18 protein-coding genes are annotated in these 19,249 nt (G+C 36.7%); 10 read left to right on the forward strand and 8 right to left on the reverse strand.

Going from position 1 to position 19,249, the window contains the following annotated elements; genetic code table 11:
* Nucleotides 1-887: 887 nt before the first annotated feature.
* The 5 genes from HMPREF9144_RS05690 to HMPREF9144_RS05710 form a co-directional block, all read right to left on the reverse strand.
* Complete coding sequence (locus HMPREF9144_RS05690) at nucleotides 888-3,377, reverse strand: TonB-dependent receptor (RefSeq protein WP_006044956.1); 2,490 nt, start codon at nucleotides 3,375-3,377, stop codon at nucleotides 888-890.
* A 120-nt stretch (nucleotides 3,378-3,497) separates the two neighbouring features.
* Nucleotides 3,498-4,124 carry a tetratricopeptide repeat protein gene (locus HMPREF9144_RS05695; RefSeq protein ID WP_040595398.1) on the reverse strand — a complete coding sequence of 209 codons (627 nt, stop codon included), beginning with the start codon at nucleotides 4,122-4,124 and terminating at the stop codon, nucleotides 3,498-3,500.
* A 9-nt stretch (nucleotides 4,125-4,133) separates the two neighbouring features.
* Nucleotides 4,134-4,700, reverse strand: coding sequence for a peptide deformylase (gene def, locus HMPREF9144_RS05700; protein ID WP_006044958.1), 567 nt, complete (start codon nucleotides 4,698-4,700; stop codon nucleotides 4,134-4,136).
* Nucleotides 4,701-4,751: 51 nt separating this feature from the next.
* On the reverse strand, nucleotides 4,752-5,171 hold the full coding sequence (ruvX, locus tag HMPREF9144_RS05705; RefSeq protein WP_006044959.1) for a Holliday junction resolvase RuvX: 420 nt from the start codon (nucleotides 5,169-5,171) through the stop codon (nucleotides 4,752-4,754).
* Nucleotides 5,171-5,668, reverse strand: a complete 498-nt coding sequence (locus HMPREF9144_RS05710; RefSeq protein ID WP_040595593.1) for an SPOR domain-containing protein — start codon at nucleotides 5,666-5,668, stop codon at nucleotides 5,171-5,173. The genes ruvX and HMPREF9144_RS05710 overlap by 1 nt, the downstream gene beginning before the upstream one ends.
* Before the next feature lie 229 nt (nucleotides 5,669-5,897).
* Here HMPREF9144_RS05710 and HMPREF9144_RS05715 point away from each other — a divergent pair, with 229 nt between their 5' ends.
* From HMPREF9144_RS05715 to HMPREF9144_RS05730, 4 genes are all read left to right on the forward strand, one after another.
* A complete protein-coding gene (locus tag HMPREF9144_RS05715) occupies nucleotides 5,898-6,113 on the forward strand; it encodes a YtxH domain-containing protein (protein WP_006044961.1) in 216 nt (71 codons plus the stop codon).
* An 11-nt stretch (nucleotides 6,114-6,124) separates the two neighbouring features.
* A complete protein-coding gene (locus HMPREF9144_RS05720; RefSeq protein ID WP_006044962.1) occupies nucleotides 6,125-6,478 on the forward strand; it encodes a phage holin family protein in 354 nt (117 codons plus the stop codon).
* 7 nt (nucleotides 6,479-6,485) lie between these two features.
* Nucleotides 6,486-6,782, forward strand: coding sequence for a hypothetical protein (locus HMPREF9144_RS05725; RefSeq protein WP_006044963.1), 297 nt, complete (start codon nucleotides 6,486-6,488; stop codon nucleotides 6,780-6,782).
* 508 nt (nucleotides 6,783-7,290) lie between these two features.
* Nucleotides 7,291-8,163, forward strand: a complete 873-nt coding sequence (locus tag HMPREF9144_RS05730) for a hypothetical protein (protein ID WP_040595595.1) — start codon at nucleotides 7,291-7,293, stop codon at nucleotides 8,161-8,163.
* Nucleotides 8,164-8,817: 654 nt separating this feature from the next.
* Here the strand turns inward: HMPREF9144_RS05730 and HMPREF9144_RS05735 are convergent.
* Nucleotides 8,818-9,342, reverse strand: coding sequence for a histidine phosphatase family protein (locus tag HMPREF9144_RS05735; protein ID WP_006044965.1), 525 nt, complete (start codon nucleotides 9,340-9,342; stop codon nucleotides 8,818-8,820).
* A gap of 136 nt (nucleotides 9,343-9,478) precedes the next feature.
* On the opposite strand from HMPREF9144_RS05735, the gene HMPREF9144_RS05740 reads away from it, so the two are divergent.
* The 6 genes from HMPREF9144_RS05740 (at nucleotide 9,479) to HMPREF9144_RS05765 (ending at nucleotide 17,044) form a co-directional block, all read left to right on the forward strand.
* Nucleotides 9,479-10,135, forward strand: a complete 657-nt coding sequence (locus tag HMPREF9144_RS05740; RefSeq protein WP_006044966.1) for an HdeD family acid-resistance protein — start codon at nucleotides 9,479-9,481, stop codon at nucleotides 10,133-10,135.
* 171 nt (nucleotides 10,136-10,306) lie between these two features.
* Complete coding sequence (locus tag HMPREF9144_RS05745; protein WP_006044967.1) at nucleotides 10,307-12,166, forward strand: DNA topoisomerase 3; 1,860 nt, start codon at nucleotides 10,307-10,309, stop codon at nucleotides 12,164-12,166.
* 64 nt (nucleotides 12,167-12,230) lie between these two features.
* Complete coding sequence (porE, locus tag HMPREF9144_RS05750) at nucleotides 12,231-14,345, forward strand: PorE family type IX secretion system protein (protein ID WP_006044968.1); 2,115 nt, start codon at nucleotides 12,231-12,233, stop codon at nucleotides 14,343-14,345.
* 20 nt (nucleotides 14,346-14,365) lie between these two features.
* The gene (locus HMPREF9144_RS05755) at nucleotides 14,366-15,712 is read left to right on the forward strand and encodes a methyltransferase RsmF C-terminal domain-like protein (RefSeq protein ID WP_006044969.1); all 1,347 of its coding nucleotides are present in this window, start codon (nucleotides 14,366-14,368) and stop codon (nucleotides 15,710-15,712) included.
* 9 nt (nucleotides 15,713-15,721) lie between these two features.
* On the forward strand, nucleotides 15,722-16,516 hold the full coding sequence (locus HMPREF9144_RS05760) for a thymidylate synthase (RefSeq protein WP_006044970.1): 795 nt from the start codon (nucleotides 15,722-15,724) through the stop codon (nucleotides 16,514-16,516).
* Between the two features lie 24 nt (nucleotides 16,517-16,540).
* Complete coding sequence (locus HMPREF9144_RS05765; RefSeq protein WP_006044971.1) at nucleotides 16,541-17,044, forward strand: dihydrofolate reductase; 504 nt, start codon at nucleotides 16,541-16,543, stop codon at nucleotides 17,042-17,044.
* A 316-nt stretch (nucleotides 17,045-17,360) separates the two neighbouring features.
* Here the strand turns inward: HMPREF9144_RS05765 and HMPREF9144_RS05770 are convergent, their stop codons facing one another.
* Nucleotides 17,361-18,488 carry a nucleotidyltransferase family protein gene (locus tag HMPREF9144_RS05770; protein ID WP_006044972.1) on the reverse strand — a complete coding sequence of 376 codons (1,128 nt, stop codon included), beginning with the start codon at nucleotides 18,486-18,488 and terminating at the stop codon, nucleotides 17,361-17,363.
* Nucleotides 18,489-18,569: 81 nt separating this feature from the next.
* Entirely contained in the window at nucleotides 18,570-19,181 is a 612-nt protein-coding gene (locus HMPREF9144_RS05775; RefSeq protein ID WP_006044973.1) for an HU family DNA-binding protein, read from the reverse strand.
* Nucleotides 19,182-19,249: the final 68 nt, after the last annotated feature.

Here is a 19,249-nt window from a genome sequence, read left to right on the forward strand (position 1 = left end):
TTAATTATTATATAAGGTGGATTTGCTAAGCAAGTCCACCTTTTATTTTAGACCTATACATATAAACATCATTGCATGCCACACATTATGGTACAGTCTCTGTACCATAATCTTCGGCAATACATTGCCCTGATGCAATTTATTTATGTATCCGTTACTAATTATATACCTTTCGGTATCAACAAGATACTGATTAGATATTATTATTTACATGTAAGTAAAGTTTTATTTACGTGTAAGTAAAACTTTATTTACGTGTAAGTAAAACTCTACTTACACGTAAATAAAATAATACGTAGCTTTAGAAAATAATGTCTATTGCCTATAAGAATGTTATGAATATATATAAGAAGCAAAAGAATATAGTGGAACAACTATGGCACGTTCGTATTGTTGTGTTTCTTTGCACGTAATATAAATTTTGATTCTAAATATATGGTTGGGGTATCTGGTGTTATTGCATCTGGGTGTAATGGACATTTGGTAGGTTGAAACCTCACAGTATACTCTTATTTACTGTATTTACTGCATTTGAAATGTTTATGAATAAGAAGCAGTATATTCTGCAACAGCTCAGATGTTGAAAAGAATGGTCAGCGACGTAATGTTCAGGTGTATCTTTAGAAGAAATTAACTCATAATTTGAAAGAGCGCAGTATAATCATAATAATTTCATAGATAGAAGTTTCATTTAAATTCAAAAAAGTAGTTCAAAATAATCAGTCTGCAAAATGACTTATACGCCGATATTATAGCAATATAAAAAAAGACCGCCCTACTCTCGCCGAGCCTGACGGTCTTTGTTTCTAACAGTAATATTCATTATTTATGTAGCATTCTTATTCTTGCCACAAGCAATCTTCATTTTTTCTAAGACAATGTTAGTTTTAAAAATGGAGAGATATATCAACACCTATCTGGAAGGGATTGCCAAGCTGACCAAAGGTATACTTTGTGCCAGTTGCTCCACTTTGTACAGCAAAGGTATTGTATTTAGTATCGGTAAGATTACGAACCCACAAATTTATATGCATTGAACCAAAGTTAGCATCGGCATGTGCACCCACTGTGGCATAGAAGTTTTGTGCAATTGTGTTTAGTTCGTCCCAATAGGTCTTACCTTGTGCTACCATATTCAACCCTACGGTTACAGAACGTAGATGAAATTTATTTGTTGGGTCGAGTAGAGCCGCAGGATCAACATTTATAAGATAGTCTGCATTTGCAGAAAGAGTATGCTGTGGTACAAATGGAACTCGCTTATCTTTATAGTTTATTTTAACACCTGTAGCATTTGTTTCGCTATATTCATCGAATGTTGCACTTGTAAATCCATAGCTTACGCCATAAGAGAGTTTATCGTTAAGTGCACCACCACGCAATGTTGCTTCCGCACCGCACGAATGACTTTTCCCAGCATTAGTCATCATTCTGCCAAATCCATAATTGTTCGCTAGAACAGATAATTGCTGATTTTTTATTTGCATATAGTAGGCAGCTAAATCTAGTCTCATTTGTCCACCTTGCAAGTTTAAATGTGCACCAATTTCATAATTAAAACTCGTTTCGGGTTTATATGCTATCGTCTTTGCTATGTTATTATAATAAGCTTCATCATGTTCTACATCAACATCGCCTCGTGCACCTTGTGCAGCCGAAGAAAGTTCAGTTTGCAAAATATCAGAGAACATCTGAATATTAAAGCCTCCTGCTCGATATCCCTTAGACCAAGTTGCATATACATTGCTACCATCATTTAATTGATAGGTGAGACCTATTTTAGGTAACAGCTGTTTAAAATGGTTCTTTTCGTTGTGAGCAAGTGTAGAAGTTATTGTGGGCTTTATGTTTATTCCCATTACACTTTCATCTAACAGAAGACGTGCTGAAGTATCATAATGGATAGCAACGTGTGAATAATCGTACCGTAGTCCCAATGTTGCACGCAAATGATTAGTAATGTTTATATTACTTTCATGATAAAGTCCCAAGTTGAAAGTTGGTGTTCGGAATAATTCAGATATAGGTTCCATCTGCATATTAATTCTTACCCCACCAGCTCTTGCTATTGCAGCCTTTGCTGCAATAGCAGCAGCTTCCATAGCCTTATCTTCTGGCATTCCTCTTTTTATCATATCTGCAGCCAATCGCTTAGTCATTGCAGCAAGCATACCATTATAAGCATAGTCGGTTATATGTTTAGAAAGAAACTTATTCATATCGCTTCCCATATAAACAGGTGCATCGGTTCGTAACCATTGATAAGCAGCATAAGTTCCAAATGCCCATTGCCAACGACTTTTATTTTTACTTTTAACAGAAAGTTCTTCTACAACGGAGTTTTGTAGTTGTCGCTGCTCTAAATGTAGATAGTCATAAGGAAGATAATCGTTATCCATTTTCATATCATCGCGAAGGAACTGCCAAGACGTCATAGAATTTAATACAAAGCCATTTCCATTATACTTTATATTAGCTCCAGTATTCAAAATGTTACGCTTATAAGCACTTGGACGATTTTGGTTTGGAGCTTGTGTACCTGCTTCAAGTCCATAATAAGGCGATGTTATGTTAGCCGCAGCAATTTGTTCCTTCGTTACAATCTGTCCGTATGGAAAACCATTTTGATTGACATACTGATAGTCTGCCACAAAGCTAAGATTTAGACGCTGGTTTGGAATCCATAGTAACTGAGCCTTTCCACCAAACTCATTATACTTATCGGCATGTTTGCCATTATATTTGTTTGTGAAGAAACCATTTTGACCATCGTAAAAAGCAGAAATAGCAAGTCCTGTTTTAGCATTCAACTTCGCATAATGTCCTATTTCTGCCTTACGCCAAAACTTATTACCAAGCGAGAGTTTAAGATCTGTTCCTTGATACTCAAACGGATTCTTACTATATAGGCGAATCAATCCACCTTCGGTATTCATTCCGTAAAGTGTTCCTTGCGGTCCATGAAGCACATCTACTCTATCTATATCGTATGTATGAAAATTGAAAGCACTTTTACTCTGAATAGGCATTCCATCTACATACATTCCTACAGCAGGTGAATTTACTCGTGAACCAATTCCACGCATATACATAGAAGAGGTATAACGTGAGCCATATTCGGGCATTACAAACGAAGGAACAAAAGCCGAAAGTTGGCGAAGATCTTGTGTATTAAGACTATTTAGCTGAAGCCGGCTAAAGGTCGTACTGTTTAATGGTTGCTGACTAAGCCGGTAAGTTTCTTTAGGTTGGTCGTAAACATAAACTTCCTCTATGTCGTAAGTGTGTAATGTGTCGTTCGCTTCTGTTTTCTTATCAGCTAACAGCGATGTGGGCAGAAGTGTAGTGCATAAGAATGTAAGTAAAAATTTGTTCATACTTTTATTGTATTAACCTAATATTATTTAATGGTTGCAAAGATAGTGAAAGTCAAACAACTACACAATCCTTATTTATTAGGAAATTACAATATAATACACATCAGAACATCTTAGCTATTACAACTTAGGAGCCTTTTCTTTCCATTGCAATAACTCTGGTATATTTTTCGGTAGACTATATCTTAGATACTTACTTCCTGATTTCTGAGAATTCTTCTTTATAGGCTTCTTCCCTAATTTTATATCATTCCATAAGGCTTGGGCAACAGATAAATCAGGCCACCGTTTCAGAACAGAAGATAATTGTTGTAAAGCCTCTTTAGGACAGCCTTTCATATACAAACTATATGCACGATTAAACCAGAACTCTCGATTATCGTTATTTATCTCTATTGCCTTAGTATAGGCATCAGCAGCTTTGTCATATTTTTCTTCATGGATACAGATTAGCCCATACAAATCATAAATATCGGCAATATATGGTTGTAGTTCTAATGCCTTCTCACAATCTTCATACGCACCTTTATAATCTTCAAGGTGATATTTAGACAAAGCCATCAAATACCATGCTTCGTATAGATTAGGCTTTAATGCAACAATACGCTGAAATATATCTAAAGAACTTATATAATATCCATTGCTAAGCGAGTTCCGCCCTTCCTCCATCAACCTTTTAATATTATATTGAGCAGAGGAAGGTGATGCAAATAAAGCAAATATGAATATTACAAAAAACCGAAACATTTATTCTCTTTATCGCTTTCGGCTCGCTGGTTTTACTTTATAGCGACAATTAAAATTGCCAGAAATTAATGCTTTCAACTTTTTTGTTATCATTTGCTTGCGAAAAACCGAAATTCTATCGGTAAAAACTTTACCTTCTATATGATCGAACTCATGTTGAATTACTCGTGCTAAATACCCATCAATCCACTCATCATGTTCTGTCAGGTTTTCATCTAAGTATTTTACACGAATACGAGTAGGACGGGTTACATTCTCATGTATTCCTGGTAACGACAAACAGCCTTCTTCCATTGTATCGGTTACAGAATCATCGAATTCTAAAATATGCCCATTAATGAAAGCATGTCGAAAACCTTTATATTCTGGGAAATGCTCAGATATAACATCTAAGTCTATTACTACAACACGAATTGCTTTTCCTATTTGTGGTGCAGCCAAACCTATGCCATCACTCGCAGCACAAGTTTCAAACATATCTGTAATCAATTGTTGTAATCCTGGATAATCTAAAGGTATATCCTCTGCCACTTTCCTCAGTACTGGTTGTCCTAAGGTATATATTGGTAATATCATTTTCTAATCTTTTAATATATGAAGATGCGTGAACGTATTCAATAAGATTTTTTAGATATTCTTTGAATGCATATAATCTTGTAAGATAATTGTTGCAGAAACTTCATCTACAAGCCCTTTATCTTCTCTACGCATTTTCTTTTTAACACCTCCAGCAATAATTGCTTGGTGAGCAATTACTGAAGTAAAACGTTCATCATAATAGTCTATAGGGATAGTTGGCATTGTTTTCTGCCAGGTTTTAACAAACTGCCCTACTCTTGCCAAATTCTCACTAGGTCGCCCATTTAATTGCAATGGACGACCTATCACTATACGTTCTACGTTTTCTTGTTCTACGTATGTTTTGAGAAAATCGAATAATTCAGAAGTTGCGACAGTAGTTAGACCATTTGCAATAATTTGCAAAGGATCGGTTACTGCTATACCTGTTCGTTTCTTTCCAAAATCAATAGATAGAATTCTACCCATTATTTAGAAAGCAACCAAGCATCTGGATATTGACTACGCAACTGATTTCGACTTTGAACAGCTGAAGCTTTACTATCGAATGTGGTAGCTACTACACGATACATATTATTTCCACTATTAAATGCTACTTGCGCATCGTATCCTGCATTTTTTAAACGTCCTTGGAAATTATAAGCATTGGCTTTTACGCCGAACGAGCCAACAACAACGCTATATGTTTTCAAACCAGTTCCTTCTACAACCGATACATTCTCACGGCGAACAGGTTCGTTGTCGTAGTTATCTTCAACATGTGTATCCGTTACTGGCTGTGTTTCAACAGGAGCAACTACAGGAACATCTGATGATCCAGTAGCAGTTTCTTCTGTTGTATAACCAGTGCGCTCTTGTGCTTTTGCTTTTTCATAAGCTTTCTTATATGCGCTCTCACTCGATTTACAGCCAGTAAAAGCCATTGCAACACAAATAGCTGCACCAAAAATCATCAATTTCTTCATATCCATTTATATTTACTTATACTTAATAAATCGTTTTATTTCAAAAATTTGATTGTGCGAAATTACAACTTTAATGGCAATTTATAGTAATATTACTATCTAAAGTTTGTTAAATAAATTATTTATAAGAAAATTAACACTAAATAAACAGAGTTATCCATCATAGTCCAGAATAAAATATTATATTTGCGTTTGATAAATATATGTTCAACAAAAAAACTGACAAATTATGAAGACATTAGGTTATATTAGCGCATTTATTGGGGGCGCTATTGCAGGTGCTGCATTAGGTATTTTAATGGCACCTGAAAAAGGTTCTGACACACGCACAAAAATTTCTGATGCTGTAGATGATTTCTGCAACAAGCATGATATTAAGCTCAGCCGAAAAGAAGCAGAAGAATTCGTTGAAGATATCAAAGACGCAGCATCTGATACACTCTAAACTAAAGAAGAATGTTCTCGAACGATAATAATGTAGAAACTCTTGCAAGACTCATAGAGCGATTTAAACATTATATTGGGCTTCAGACAGAATATGTAAAGCTTGATATAATAGAAAAAATGGTACGCTTACTTACTGCTTTTGCCATTTTAATTGCAATAGTAGGATTATTGTCTATCACAGCTATCTACTTTTCGTTCGCAGCTGCTTATGCATTACAGCCATTAGTAGGTTCACTAGCTTATGCCTTTCTTATAATTGGTGGAATCTATCTGGTGTTTCTAATTATCATTTTATTATTCTGTCAACGACTTATCCAACGACCACTTGTTAGATTTTTGGTGAGTTTATTGATGGCTAAATAAAGTACTTATGTATAGTAATTCAGATAATAGTCCTGCATATCAGAATTTAAATGATATTCGTTTGCGCAAAGCACAATTACTTACCGATATTACAAAGGAAAGTAACCAAATAGAGAATTTATGGAATGATGTTTTCCATAAGACACGTAATTCTTCAACGCCAACAAAACGAGTTTCAAACTTCATGTCTACTGGTATGGGCATAGCAGACGCTGTTCTATTAGGCTGGAAACTTTATAGACGACTTAATGGTAAACCTGTTTTCTTTAGTTTCTTCGGGAAGAATAAAAGAAGAAAAAGATAAACGATGTTCGAGATCACTTCCATTCTCTTGTGAATGATTGTAAATACCGAGTTACCTTAAGAGTAATTCGGTATTTATTTTACCTCCAAATCCATCAAATGCGCTATTAGATAGTATGGTAGAATTAAACTCAACTTTTAATACTTTTGATAGTTTTACCTATTCTATATACTTATTATTGACGTGGAAAGAGATTATCTTCCCTTGCTAAACTTAGATGCGTACTGATTATTTTACGCAACATTACTAAGATGTAAAAGTAATGTGAACCATAAAATTATGACTTCATTTCCACTAAAAAGTCTAAATACTCAAAAGAACACATATAAATATGCTATTCAACCTACACATCGAGAAATAAAATTGTATATAAAAGCAAATAAGTTTCATTTAGGGAAAATCCTTTTCTGTTTAGGGAAAATCCTTTTCTTATATAGAATAAAGTTTGTTTCTTTGCAACATCAAAACATAAGTGTTACCATACTATGTAATGATGAAAGAAGAGAGTATGAAGAAATTTATAATAGTTTTAATAGCGCTATTCACAATAGTGGGTTCAGTTTTTTCGATGAGTTATGAACATGCTCGTTCGCAGGCATTATTCTTAACAGATAAGATGGCATACGAGCTTAACTTAACAGAAGAACAATACGAAGCCGCATTCGAAGTGAATTTAGACTATCTAATGAGTATAAATACTACCGATGACCTCTTTGGAACATATTGGACACACAGAAACCTCGATTTAAGCTATATCTTATTAGATTGGCAATATCGGTCTTTTATAGAAGCACCTTACTTTTATAAACCTTTATGGTGGGATGCAGGCTATTGGTATCTGAGTGTGTATGCAAGATATCCACGTCGCGATTATTTCTATTTTGGTCGTCCACGTATATATGCTGTTTACAGAGGTGGTCATAGTTGGCGAATGAATGAGGGACGTAGTTGGTATAGTGGTCGTAGATATGTTAGTTATAACAATAGAGGACGATATTTAGGAATGCGCGATAACTATCAACGCGGAATGTATAGGCAGGGATATCAGAATATAAATAATTATATTCCACAAACTGATAGAACACGAAGTTTCGGTAATCAACAAGAAAGAAATTTCGGAAACAATACGAACAAGAGTTTCGATGAAACTCCACGAAGGAGTTCTACAAGAACAACTGTCTCACGTGGTGCTAATCGATTTGGTAACGATACAGGAATCAATAGCTTTGGAGGTAGTCGTAGCTTTGGAGGTAGTTCTACACGACCGACACCGAACAGATCGTTTACACCATCTAGAAACAGCGATCGCCCTTTCAATATTCCAGGAAGAGGATTTGGTAGTTCATTTAATGGAAATTCACGCTTTGGCGGACATAGATAAGCCTTGCCATTTCTATAACTCATATTACATATATAAAAATGATTGATAGGTACTAATACTTATTATGCGATGCAGAAAGAAAGTCGCATTATTTTATACAATTAAGGAATTAGGCATTTAGAGAGTCTCCATGTGATATGGAGGCTCTCTATTTTTTTATAAACCGCAATTCTTTATTGATAAATACAGACAGACAATGCGAATAAAGGGTTTCATAAATCTTCAGTAGAATTAATATCTACCAAGTATTATAAAATATAACCTCATAAAGGTTGTGGTTGGTTATGATATCTAAATTACAACTGATAGATATCTAAAAGGTATGTTACAGATATCTGAGACGAACTCGAGAGATATCTAAAACAAAACTTACTAACATCTAACTGCTTTTATGAAGACTTGAGACGTTCTATTAAATTGTTTAATAACCAGCAGGCACTAATTATAATAGCTTTCATTTCTTTGCCTTTGAGCCAATGTATACGAATAAAAATAGTTTAGTAAATTTATTACGTCCAGGCATTTTTTGTTATCTCATTACATCTAATAATTCATTTTATTCCATTAAACTCCCATTATAAAACCAATCTATTTATTCTACAATAAAATACAATCTGTCAAGAATTTTATGAGCAATTCGTATTAGTAAGCGACCTAAATAAGTTGTAAAATTCTTATATCAGCATTCTTCATAACAGCTATCTCGTTCATGGGCTTATCGTAAAACACACTCTGTATAGCTTTATTAATTATACCATGTCCTACGGCTAAAATTACTTTGTCAGGATATTCAGACTTTATCCAATCTAAAAAATGCTTTGCACGTTGTTTCAATTCATCTAATGTCTCTATATCATCAGGCCATTCCGAGGGATTATTCAAATTGGCAAGCTCTGGAATATACCTTCCTGTAAAACTTCCCCAATTACGTTCACGCAAAAGCTGGGTACAAACAATCTGTGATGCTTTTCTTTCTCCTACTATCCATTTACAAGTGTCAAAACTACGTTGTAAATCGCTTGATATGTACGCATCGAAATGTATATCAACAAGTTTTTTTTCAAGTTCTTGTGCTTGCTTTATACCATTTTCATTTAATTGCCCATGGGTCTGTCCCTGCATTATATGGTGTACATTATCAAAGGTTTCACCATGCCGTACCAAATAAATTGTAGTCATACTCTCATTTTGTTTCTAATGCAAAAATAATAAAAAAATGCTATTTAAGCAATAGAGTTTAAATTATTTCGTATATTTGCACAAAACAAATGAAGAAAGGACAAAAAGGTTCTTTATTCCAATAAAACAAAGAAATATGAGATTAATCCAAAGTTCTATCATTCGCTCAGTTGTGGCTATCGTTATCGGTATATTATTAGTTAAGTATAGGCTGGAAACAATGACCTGGATAACAATTGCTGCAGGAATTATGTTTTTCATTTCAGGCATAATTTCGTGTTTAGTATACTATTTTGAACGAGAGAAGATATTAAAAACATCACCTCTATCAGATAATAGAGAAAGTGCTACAAATTCCGTGAAGCCCATCTTCCCTATTGTAGGAATAGGTTGTGCTGTGTTAGGAATAATTTTAACCTTAATGCCTAATCAATTTATTACTTGGGTGGTTTATATTTTCGCAGCAATTTTAATTTTAGGCGCAATCAACCAATTTACTAATCTGGCAAGCTCTCGCCAATTTGCTCACGTACCAATTCTTTTTTGGATATTCCCGACAATAACCTTAGGTATTGGTATATATGTCATTGCACAACCTATAGAAGCTGCAACTCTGCCTCTAAAAATTATAGGGTGGTGCCTTATGTTTTATGGTGTTGTAGAATTGATAAATACAATTAAGATAAACCAAATGAAGCGCACATACAACAAAATAGAGGACTCTAAAGTTGTGAATGGTGTAGAGATGCCTACAAACGAGAATATAGAAGATGCTGATATAATTAACGACTAACTTTAAAATTGAAATAGTTAAGATAATATCGTACAAGTACACATAATACAAGAGCAGAGATAATATATTATCTCTTGCTCTTATCTTCGCTTTTACGCTAAGCCTACATAATCCATTCGTATTGTATAAAAGGTTTATAAGAGTAACTTCACAGAATAATAAGAAAACAGTATGAAAGTTTGCATTGCAGAAAAGCCAAGTGTGGCACGAGATATAGCTCGAATACTTGGTGCAACAAGTTCTAAAGAAGGATATATGGAAGGTAATGGTTACCAAGTAACATGGACCTTCGGACATCTGTGCGAACTAAAAGAGCCTAACGACTATGCTGTTAATTGGAAATATTGGAGTTTAGCAGCACTTCCTATGGTTCCAGCAAGATTTGGAATAAAACTAATAGAGGACGAAGGAATAAAAAAACAGTTTGCTATCATAGAACACCTCTATCAAAATGCAGATGAAATCATTAACTGTGGTGATGCCGGACAAGAAGGAGAACTCATTCAACGTTGGGTAATGCAAAAGGCAAAAGTAGCTTGTCCTGTGAAACGATTATGGATTTCATCAATGACTGATGAGGCTATACGCAACGGATTTGCCAACCTGAAAGACCAAAAAGATTATGAACCACTTTATTTAGCAGGACTTTCACGTGCCATTGGCGATTGGTTACTCGGTATGAATGCCACACGTCTTTACACATTAAAGTATGGAAATAATCGTTTTGGTAAGAATGCTCAAGTGCTTTCGATAGGTCGTGTACAGACACCTACGTTGGCTTTAATTGTAGAACGACAGAAAGAAATAGACAATTTCAAACCAGAACCTTATTGGGTATTGGCAACTGTTTATCGAGATACTCAGTTTACGGCTACTAAAGGAAAGTTCACTTCAAAAGAGGAAGGACAAGAAGCCTTTGCATTAATAATAAATAAACCGTTTGAAGTAACCAGTGTAACAAAGAAAAAAGGTACCGAACAACCTAAGCAATTATACGATTTAACTTCTTTACAAGTAGACTGTAACCGTAAATTTGGCTATTCTGCAGAAATGACACTCAATACAATTCAGAGTCTATACGAACGGAAATACACCACATATCCTCGCGTTGATACACAACATCTCACAGACGACGTTTACAAAGAGTGTCCAAAAATAATGAATACATTGTTTCAAACCTCTTTTGCAGCAAAGAAGCCATACGCAGAATTAGTAAAGCCTTTAGGCGGTAAGCCTCTTCCTAAAAGTAAACGAGTATTTGATTCGTCAAAAGTAACCGACCACCATGCTATCATACCTACCAATGTAATTCCTCAAGGATTAAATGATGCAGAACGAAATGTGTACGACCTTATTGCAAGACGTTTCATTTCTGTATTCTATCCCGAATGCAAATTCTCTACAACCACTGTTCTTGGCAAGGTAGACGAAATAGAATTTAAAGCTTCTGGAAAAGAAATACTAGACGAAGGGTGGCGAGTAGTTTATAACCAAGAAACAGAAAAGCAAACAGTAACAGAAGCAACAGAGAATAATGAAAATGCAGAGAGGACACTTCCTACATTTGTTAAGGGAGAAAAAGGAGAACACTCTCCTACTCTCACTGAGAAACAGACAGTTCCTCCAAAATATTATACAGAAGCTTCATTGCTTCGGGCGATGGAAACAGCTGGAAAATTAGTAGACGATGAAGAACTAAGAGCAGCTCTAAAAGAGAATGGGATTGGGCGTCCTTCCTCTCGTGCAGGAATAATTGAAACTCTTTTCAAACGCACTTATATTCGGAGACAACGCAAAAACCTAATTGCAACAGAAACAGGAATTGCGCTTATAGATACCATTCATGAGAAATTACTTACCTCTGCAGAACTTACTGGTATTTGGGAAAAGAAGTTACGTGATATTGAACAAAAGAAATATGATGCTGCACAATTTATAAACGAATTAAAAGAACAAATTTCTAAGATTGTAAATGATGTGCTTGCTGATAGTTCTAACAGAAAGATTGGTGAAGCGGCACAAAGCACATAGAATTAAGAAGAAATAGAAACGTACTATCTTGCAATATATTTAATGTTGCTACGTTTAATATAATATGAATATACGCCAACTTGCAAACATCAAAATAAAATACCAAAGACTTTGTTATACACAGATTCTTAGGTTATTTGTATTGTGCACCATTGCATTATTTCTTTTTGGTTGTGGCATTGATAGGAATATAAAGAAAGGGGAAAAGTTTCTTGCCATAGGCGAATACTACGATGCAGCGACACAATTCAAGACTGCTTACCAGCGTACTCCAGCTAAGGATCGTACACAAAGAGGTCAATTAGCTGCAAAAATGGCATTTTGTTACGATCAAATTAGTGTGTCACAAAGGGCTATAGCAGCCTATCGGAATGTTATTAGATACAAACAAGACAACAAAGATACACACTTAAAATTAGCAGCCAATCTCATGAAGACTGGCGCTTATCCAGAAGCAATAAAAGAATATAGTATTGCTTTAGACTCTATGCCTGACAACGATATAGCAAGAGAGGGTTTAACTGCAGCTACTAAGGCTCCTACAATAAAAGAACAAGGTTCTTATTATCAAGTTAAAAAGATGGATAAGTTTAACTCACGTAGGCAAGACTACTCACCAATGTTGTTTGGCGACCAGTATAATCAGTTATATTTCACCTCAACACGTAATGAGGCGCAAGGTGATGAAATTAGTGGTATCACAGGCGTTAAGCCTGGAGATATCTTCGTCAGTGAAAAAGATGAAAAGGGGAAATGGGGAATTCCTCATGCAATTGAAAGTGGACTGAACTCTGAAGCAGACGAAGGTACACCTGCGTTCTCTGTTGATGGTAGGGAAATGTATATTACTCAATGTCTGACAGACCCTACTTACCCTCGCTTTGCACAAATATCTGTAAGCAGTCGTGCAGATGCTGCATGGGGAAAGCCTAAAAAATTGGAAATTACTCGCGATACTTTGTCGAGTTTTGCACATCCAGCCCTATCACCAGATGGTAATTGGCTTTATTTTGTCAGCGATATGCCAGGAGGTAAAGGAGGTCTTGACATTTGGCGTGTTCGACTTATTGGCGGTACAACAGGTGGTGTTGAAAATCTTGGTGCACCTATTAACACAGCAGGAAATGAGATGTTTCCTACTTTCCGACCTAATGGTGATTTTTATTTTTCATCAGATGGACATGGCGGTTTGGGCGGGTTAGACATATTTATTGCCAAGGTAGGTAAAGATAGACGTTATCATATTGAGCACCCTGGTTTTCCTTTAAACTCACAGGGAGATGATTTCGGTATGACATTTGAAGGTAAACACAATCGTGGTTTCTTCTCTTCAAATCGCGGAGACGCTCGTGGCTGGGACCATATTTATAGTTTTGAACTTCCAGAAGTTGTTCAAACCATTAAGGGTTGGGTGTACGAGATGGAAGGCTACGAACTTCCTGCTGCTCAAGTTTTCTTGGTAGGCGACGATGGAACAAACTTAAAACTATCAGTAAAGGGTGATGGTTCTTTTGAACAGGAAATACGCCCGAACGTGAATTATATAGTTTTGGCAACCTGTCAAGGCTATTTAAACCATAAAGAAGAATTAAAGGTAGACCCTGTTACAGTATCGAAAGAGTACACATTGCAATTCCCGCTGGCAAGTATTCGTGTACCCGTATTGATTGATAACATCTTCTACGACTTTGATAAGGCTACACTCCGTCCTGAATCGGAAGCAGCTTTGGATAAACTTGTGAAGCTTCTTGAAGAAAACCCGAACATTACTATTGAGCTTTCAGCCCACACAGACTATAAAGGTTCGGCAGACTATAATAAGCGATTATCGCAACGTCGTGCAGATGCGGTGGTTACTTATCTTATAAAGAAAGGCATTGCAGCTGATCGCTTGTCTCCTGTTGGATATGGAAAAGAAAAGCCAAAGAAAATTCGCAAAAAGGTAGCAGAGAAAAATCCGTGGCTTAAAGAGGGCGATGTGCTAACTGAAGAGTTTATAAAAGCATTGCCTAAAGACAAGCAAGAAACGGCAAATCAGATGAACCGCCGCACTGAATTTACAGTTTTGCGTACTACTTATGGTATGTTCGACGATAAAGGAAACTTAAAAAATCCACCGAAGCCAAAAGAAAAAGAGCGCTTAGAAGACGAAGGCGATGTATATTTCGATTTCAAATAAACATCTGAACAGGAGTTATAATGAGCAAGAACTATCAAACTATTGAAACAAGTTTAAACAAAGAAGTCGTTGGAATTACTCTTCCAACGGCTTTTGAAGTTTACACCAAGCAATTGTTTGGAGAGGAACGTTACAACATTTTTTTCAAAGGTTTACAGCAATCTTCGTCCGTTAGCATACGTCTAAATCCTTTTAAGACAAGCGAAACTACACAAATTGCAAATAGTTTTGAGCCCATTCCTATAGCGTGGTGTAAAGAAGGTTTTTATTTAAATGTACGTCCCAACTTTACTTTCGACCCACTCTTTCATGCTGGGGCATATTATGTTCAAGAAGCTTCATCAATGTTCCTATCTCATGTTCTACGCCACTTAGTAAGAAAACCTGTTGCCCTACTCGACCTTTGTGCTGCTCCTGGGGGCAAAACGACTTGCGCACGAACAGCAATAAAAGAAGGAAGCATTGTGTTATCAAACGAGCCTATCAATAAACGTGCTCAGATATTAGCAGAAAATGTACAAAAGTTTGGTCACTCTGATGTAGTTGTTACCAATAATTTTCCAAGGGATTACAAAAAGTCTAAACTCGAATTTGACGTAATAGTAGCTGATGTACCTTGCTCTGGAGAAGGAATGTTTCGGAAAGACCCACAGGCTATTGCAGAATGGAGCGATCAAAATGTAGAGAATTGTTGGAAACTACAACGCAGCATTATAGCTGATATATGGGATAACCTTAAGCCTGGAGGTTTGCTTATCTATTCAACTTGTACGTTCAATGCTCATGAAAACGAGGAAAACGTTGCGTGGATATTAAACGAATATGATGCGCAGCTATTGGAAGTACCAACTGAAAAGACTTGGAACATAACGGGTTCACTCATCAACAATCCGTTAGGAGAAGACAAACCTTTCCCAGTTTATCGGTTTATTCCTGGCTTTACTCAAGGCGAAGGTTTGTTTATGGCTATTATAAAGAAAGGTGGAACAAGCACAAATGTTGAACCTAATGTGGGTAAACTGGTGGCAGAAGCTAACAAGAAACTTAAGGTCATGGTACATGGAGTAAAGCAAGACACCATTAAAGGCAAGAAAATAATACCCGACCACAGTTTGGCACTTGCAGTGAATGGCGACAGAAGCAGTTATCCAAATGTAGAAATTGACTACGAAACAGCGATAAAATATCTTCGCCACGAAGCCATTATGCTTTCTGCAGTTGCTCCCAAAGGTATTGTAACCCTTACCTATCGTGGACATGCTATAGGTTTTGCAAACAATCTTGGCAATCGTGCCAACAACCTTTATCCACAAGAATGGCGCATAAAAAGCAGCCATATTCCCAACGAACAAATCATTCTAACATAGACATACAACATGAAACAATATCTCGACCTACTTCATCGCATTGTTACCGAAGGTGCACAGAAAGGCGACCGCACAGGAACTGGCACACTATCGGTGTTCGGACATCAAATGCGTTTCAACATGCAAGAAGGTTTTCCTCTTCTTACTACGAAGAAACTCCATCTTAAAAGTATCATCTACGAGTTGCTATGGTTTTTGAAGGGCGATACAAACGTAAAATATTTGCAAGAACATGGAGTAAGAATATGGAACGAATGGGCAGACGAAAACGGCGAGCTCGGCCCTGTATACGGGCATCAATGGCGGTCGTGGCCAAACTATAAAGGTGGAACTATCGACCAAATTCAACAAGTTGTAGACGCACTTCGCAACAACCCGAACTCACGCCGAATGCTCGTTACTGCCTGGAACCCTGCAGAAGTAGACGACATGGCGTTGCCTCCTTGCCATTGTCTATTCCAGTTTTACGTAGCCGACGGCAAACTCTCTCTTCAGCTTTATCAACGTTCTGCCGACACCTTCCTTGGTGTACCATTCAACATTGCATCTTATGCACTCTTGTTGCAGATGATGGCACAAGTTACTGGTTTTGAAGTTGGCGAATTTATACATACAACTGGCGATACACACTTGTATCTGAACCATCTGGAACAAGCAAAGTTACAACTAACACGCACACCTCGCCCACTGCCCAAAATGATAATAAATCCTGAGGTGAAAAGCATCTTCGACTTCAAATTCGAGGATTTCGAACTGATAGACTACAACCCGTATCCACATATAGCAGCCGAAGTATCGGTTTAAAACAAAATCAACACACAAAGAAATATGGAAATAAACATAATTGCTGCAGTAGCAAAAAATCGTGCCATCGGTTACAATAACGATATGGTTTACTTCATCAAAGAAGACCTTCGCAGATTCAAACAACTCACAACAGGTCATACCGTTATCATGGGCCGACGCACATTCCACTCACTTCCGAAAGGTGCATTACCCAATCGCAGAAACATTGTATTAAGTCGCACCGAAACCAATTTTCCAGGCTGCGACGTCTACACCTCTCTTAGCGAAGCGTTAAAGCACATTTCCGACAACGAAAAAGCCTTCATCATAGGCGGAGCAAGCCTCTACAAAGAAGGTCTGGCGGTTGCCAACCGACTGTATCTGACCGAAATAGATGCCGTTCCGCCCCACGCCGACGTCTTCTTCCCCGAATACAACGATGGAACTTGGGAGGTGGAAACGAGACAAGAACGTGCTGAAACCGATGACACACCTGCCTACGCATACGTTGATTATGTGCGCAGCGATAGAACAAAAAAGAAATAGAAATGTAATAAACAAAATGGTAGAGGGTGTGTCAAAACTCGTTTTCAGCTAAAGACAGCTATCATTTTGTAAAGAATAACCGTTACCAAAGAGTTAATAACTCAATGATAACGGTTACTTTAATATTTATGGGGGAGTGAAACTGTTAATATGAAAGGAAGCTTTTCTGAATTCTTAGTTTTGACACACCCCCTACTTTGGTTATATTCAGCAATCTTACTTATAAACAAAATTGGGCGGACACTGTTGATTTTATACTGAAGGAATAAAGAACTTCTTTCAAGGCTTTATAAACTTCCATTCTTCCTAATTGTAGCTAACTCTTCTTTTTCAATTGTCGGCGTAGCCACGCCTTATAAATCATGTGCCACCAACGAGAGATGGGACGCCCCCACAATGTTTCTGAAGGAAAATCGAAAGCAAAGTGTAAATTCCTATATGTTTCTACAAAATATTGAGCATAGACAGATTTACCTGCGAAAGAATAGCGGTTATCATAAAAACCGAAATTACCCCCCTGCAACATCTCCGAAACAAGAATTCTGCCAATACGCTCGTTTGGTGGCATTAGGAGAAACTTATCGTCTATTCCAAGAATATGTTTCATAACATACATAACCGCTGATGCAAACTTATATATGCCAACTTGTTTTAAAACTCTGTTTGTTTCATTGCGGTCGTCATCTGTAAGTCCTCGCTTCAATAGATAATAGTAGTCTATCATCTGACGTAATCCAATACCTTCGAAAAAGAAATGATGCATAAGATGCGATAGTTGGAAAACTCTATTGAAATCGTCTGTAAGCGTACCAATTGAGCCTAAATTATCTGGTAACAATGTAGACACTTTAAATTGAGCCTCTTTACGTGAATTAAAGAAACGTCTTAACTTATATTCGTGCCACACATTTCCCATAAAAGAAGGAAAGAAATGTATTTCCACCGGAGTTTTAAAATACGACAGCTCTATATGATGATAACCAATTTCTCCGCTCTTATCCAGTTTGCGCGAAACACGTATTATATCTAAAGTCTTTGCATCTGTCCACAAATCTATGTCTCCAGGTGTGCGCATATAAGGGTCTGGATACATTAAAGCGTTTGCTTGCCCTTTCAACACACAACCTTTAATGCCATAGTTTTTATACAAAAGTTCTGTCAGAGCCGATGCATCTTTATATGCTTGTCTGTTTGCTTTTTCAATAGAAAGATAAGTACTATACCACTTTAAAACTTGTTGCCGATTGGGGCGATAGTCTGAAGCGGAAAGTCGTTGAAGCCCATGATATAAAACACCAAGTATTGCTTGTTTTTTGCCAAAATCGTATAGCCTATCCCAATCTATATTAGCTATTCCTTTGGGCTCTGCTTCATCTTCTCGTAAACAATATCTTAGAAACTCAAAATAAGGCGAATCTACTATATTCTTATTTTTCATATCCATAAGCACCTTTTTATATGTATTAATCTACAGATTGACGTCTATTTTTTACCATTTAGCCATTACCTTATTATAAATATTGCATTACTCTTCTCTTGCCTCACCACGCACATATATCTTGCTACGACCTGAGCCAATGTCGCAAAGTTTGCCTGCTTTTGCTAATTGTGCCGTTATACGATACGCATAAGTAGATGATAAATTAAGATGACTACGAAAATCGGCTACTGTTATAAAAGGCTTTTTAGAGAGCAGGGCTTCAATAGCCTCGTCTATTTCTTTCTCTGTGGGCACGTCTGATGAGCCGTGTTTGTAGGTTACGTTTACGAACTCGGTTTTCCTGAGTGAATCTATCATTTCCTTATCGGGGCGGAATTTCACCGTTTTTACTTTGGCATTGCGTAGCCGATGGTGGTGTGTACGAGGGTCTTCGTATACATCGCCATCTACCGACAGAGAGAAATGCCCAATTCCTGGTAGGTGTACACTATTGCCCAACATTAAGTTTCTAACTATCTCGTCGCGCAAAGCAGCTTCGGCTGCAACTATATCGGCACTTGTTAGCGACATATCTTGTTCTATAGTGTCGGCTATTCTTCTTAACCCAATCTTCTGGTTTTCAACAACAACTGCTCTATATTCTGTTTTGTTTGGCAGTTTGCTGTAGCTCTTTAAAAGTTTATAATCTACACTCATATATAAATTCTATTATATTTTTATTATGTTTCCATTATAACTATATGCGTATGTTGTAACAGCGCAAT

The organism is Prevotella pallens ATCC 700821, from assembly GCF_000220255.1.
In the GTDB taxonomy this organism is placed as follows: Bacteria; Bacteroidota; Bacteroidia; order Bacteroidales; family Bacteroidaceae; genus Prevotella; species Prevotella pallens.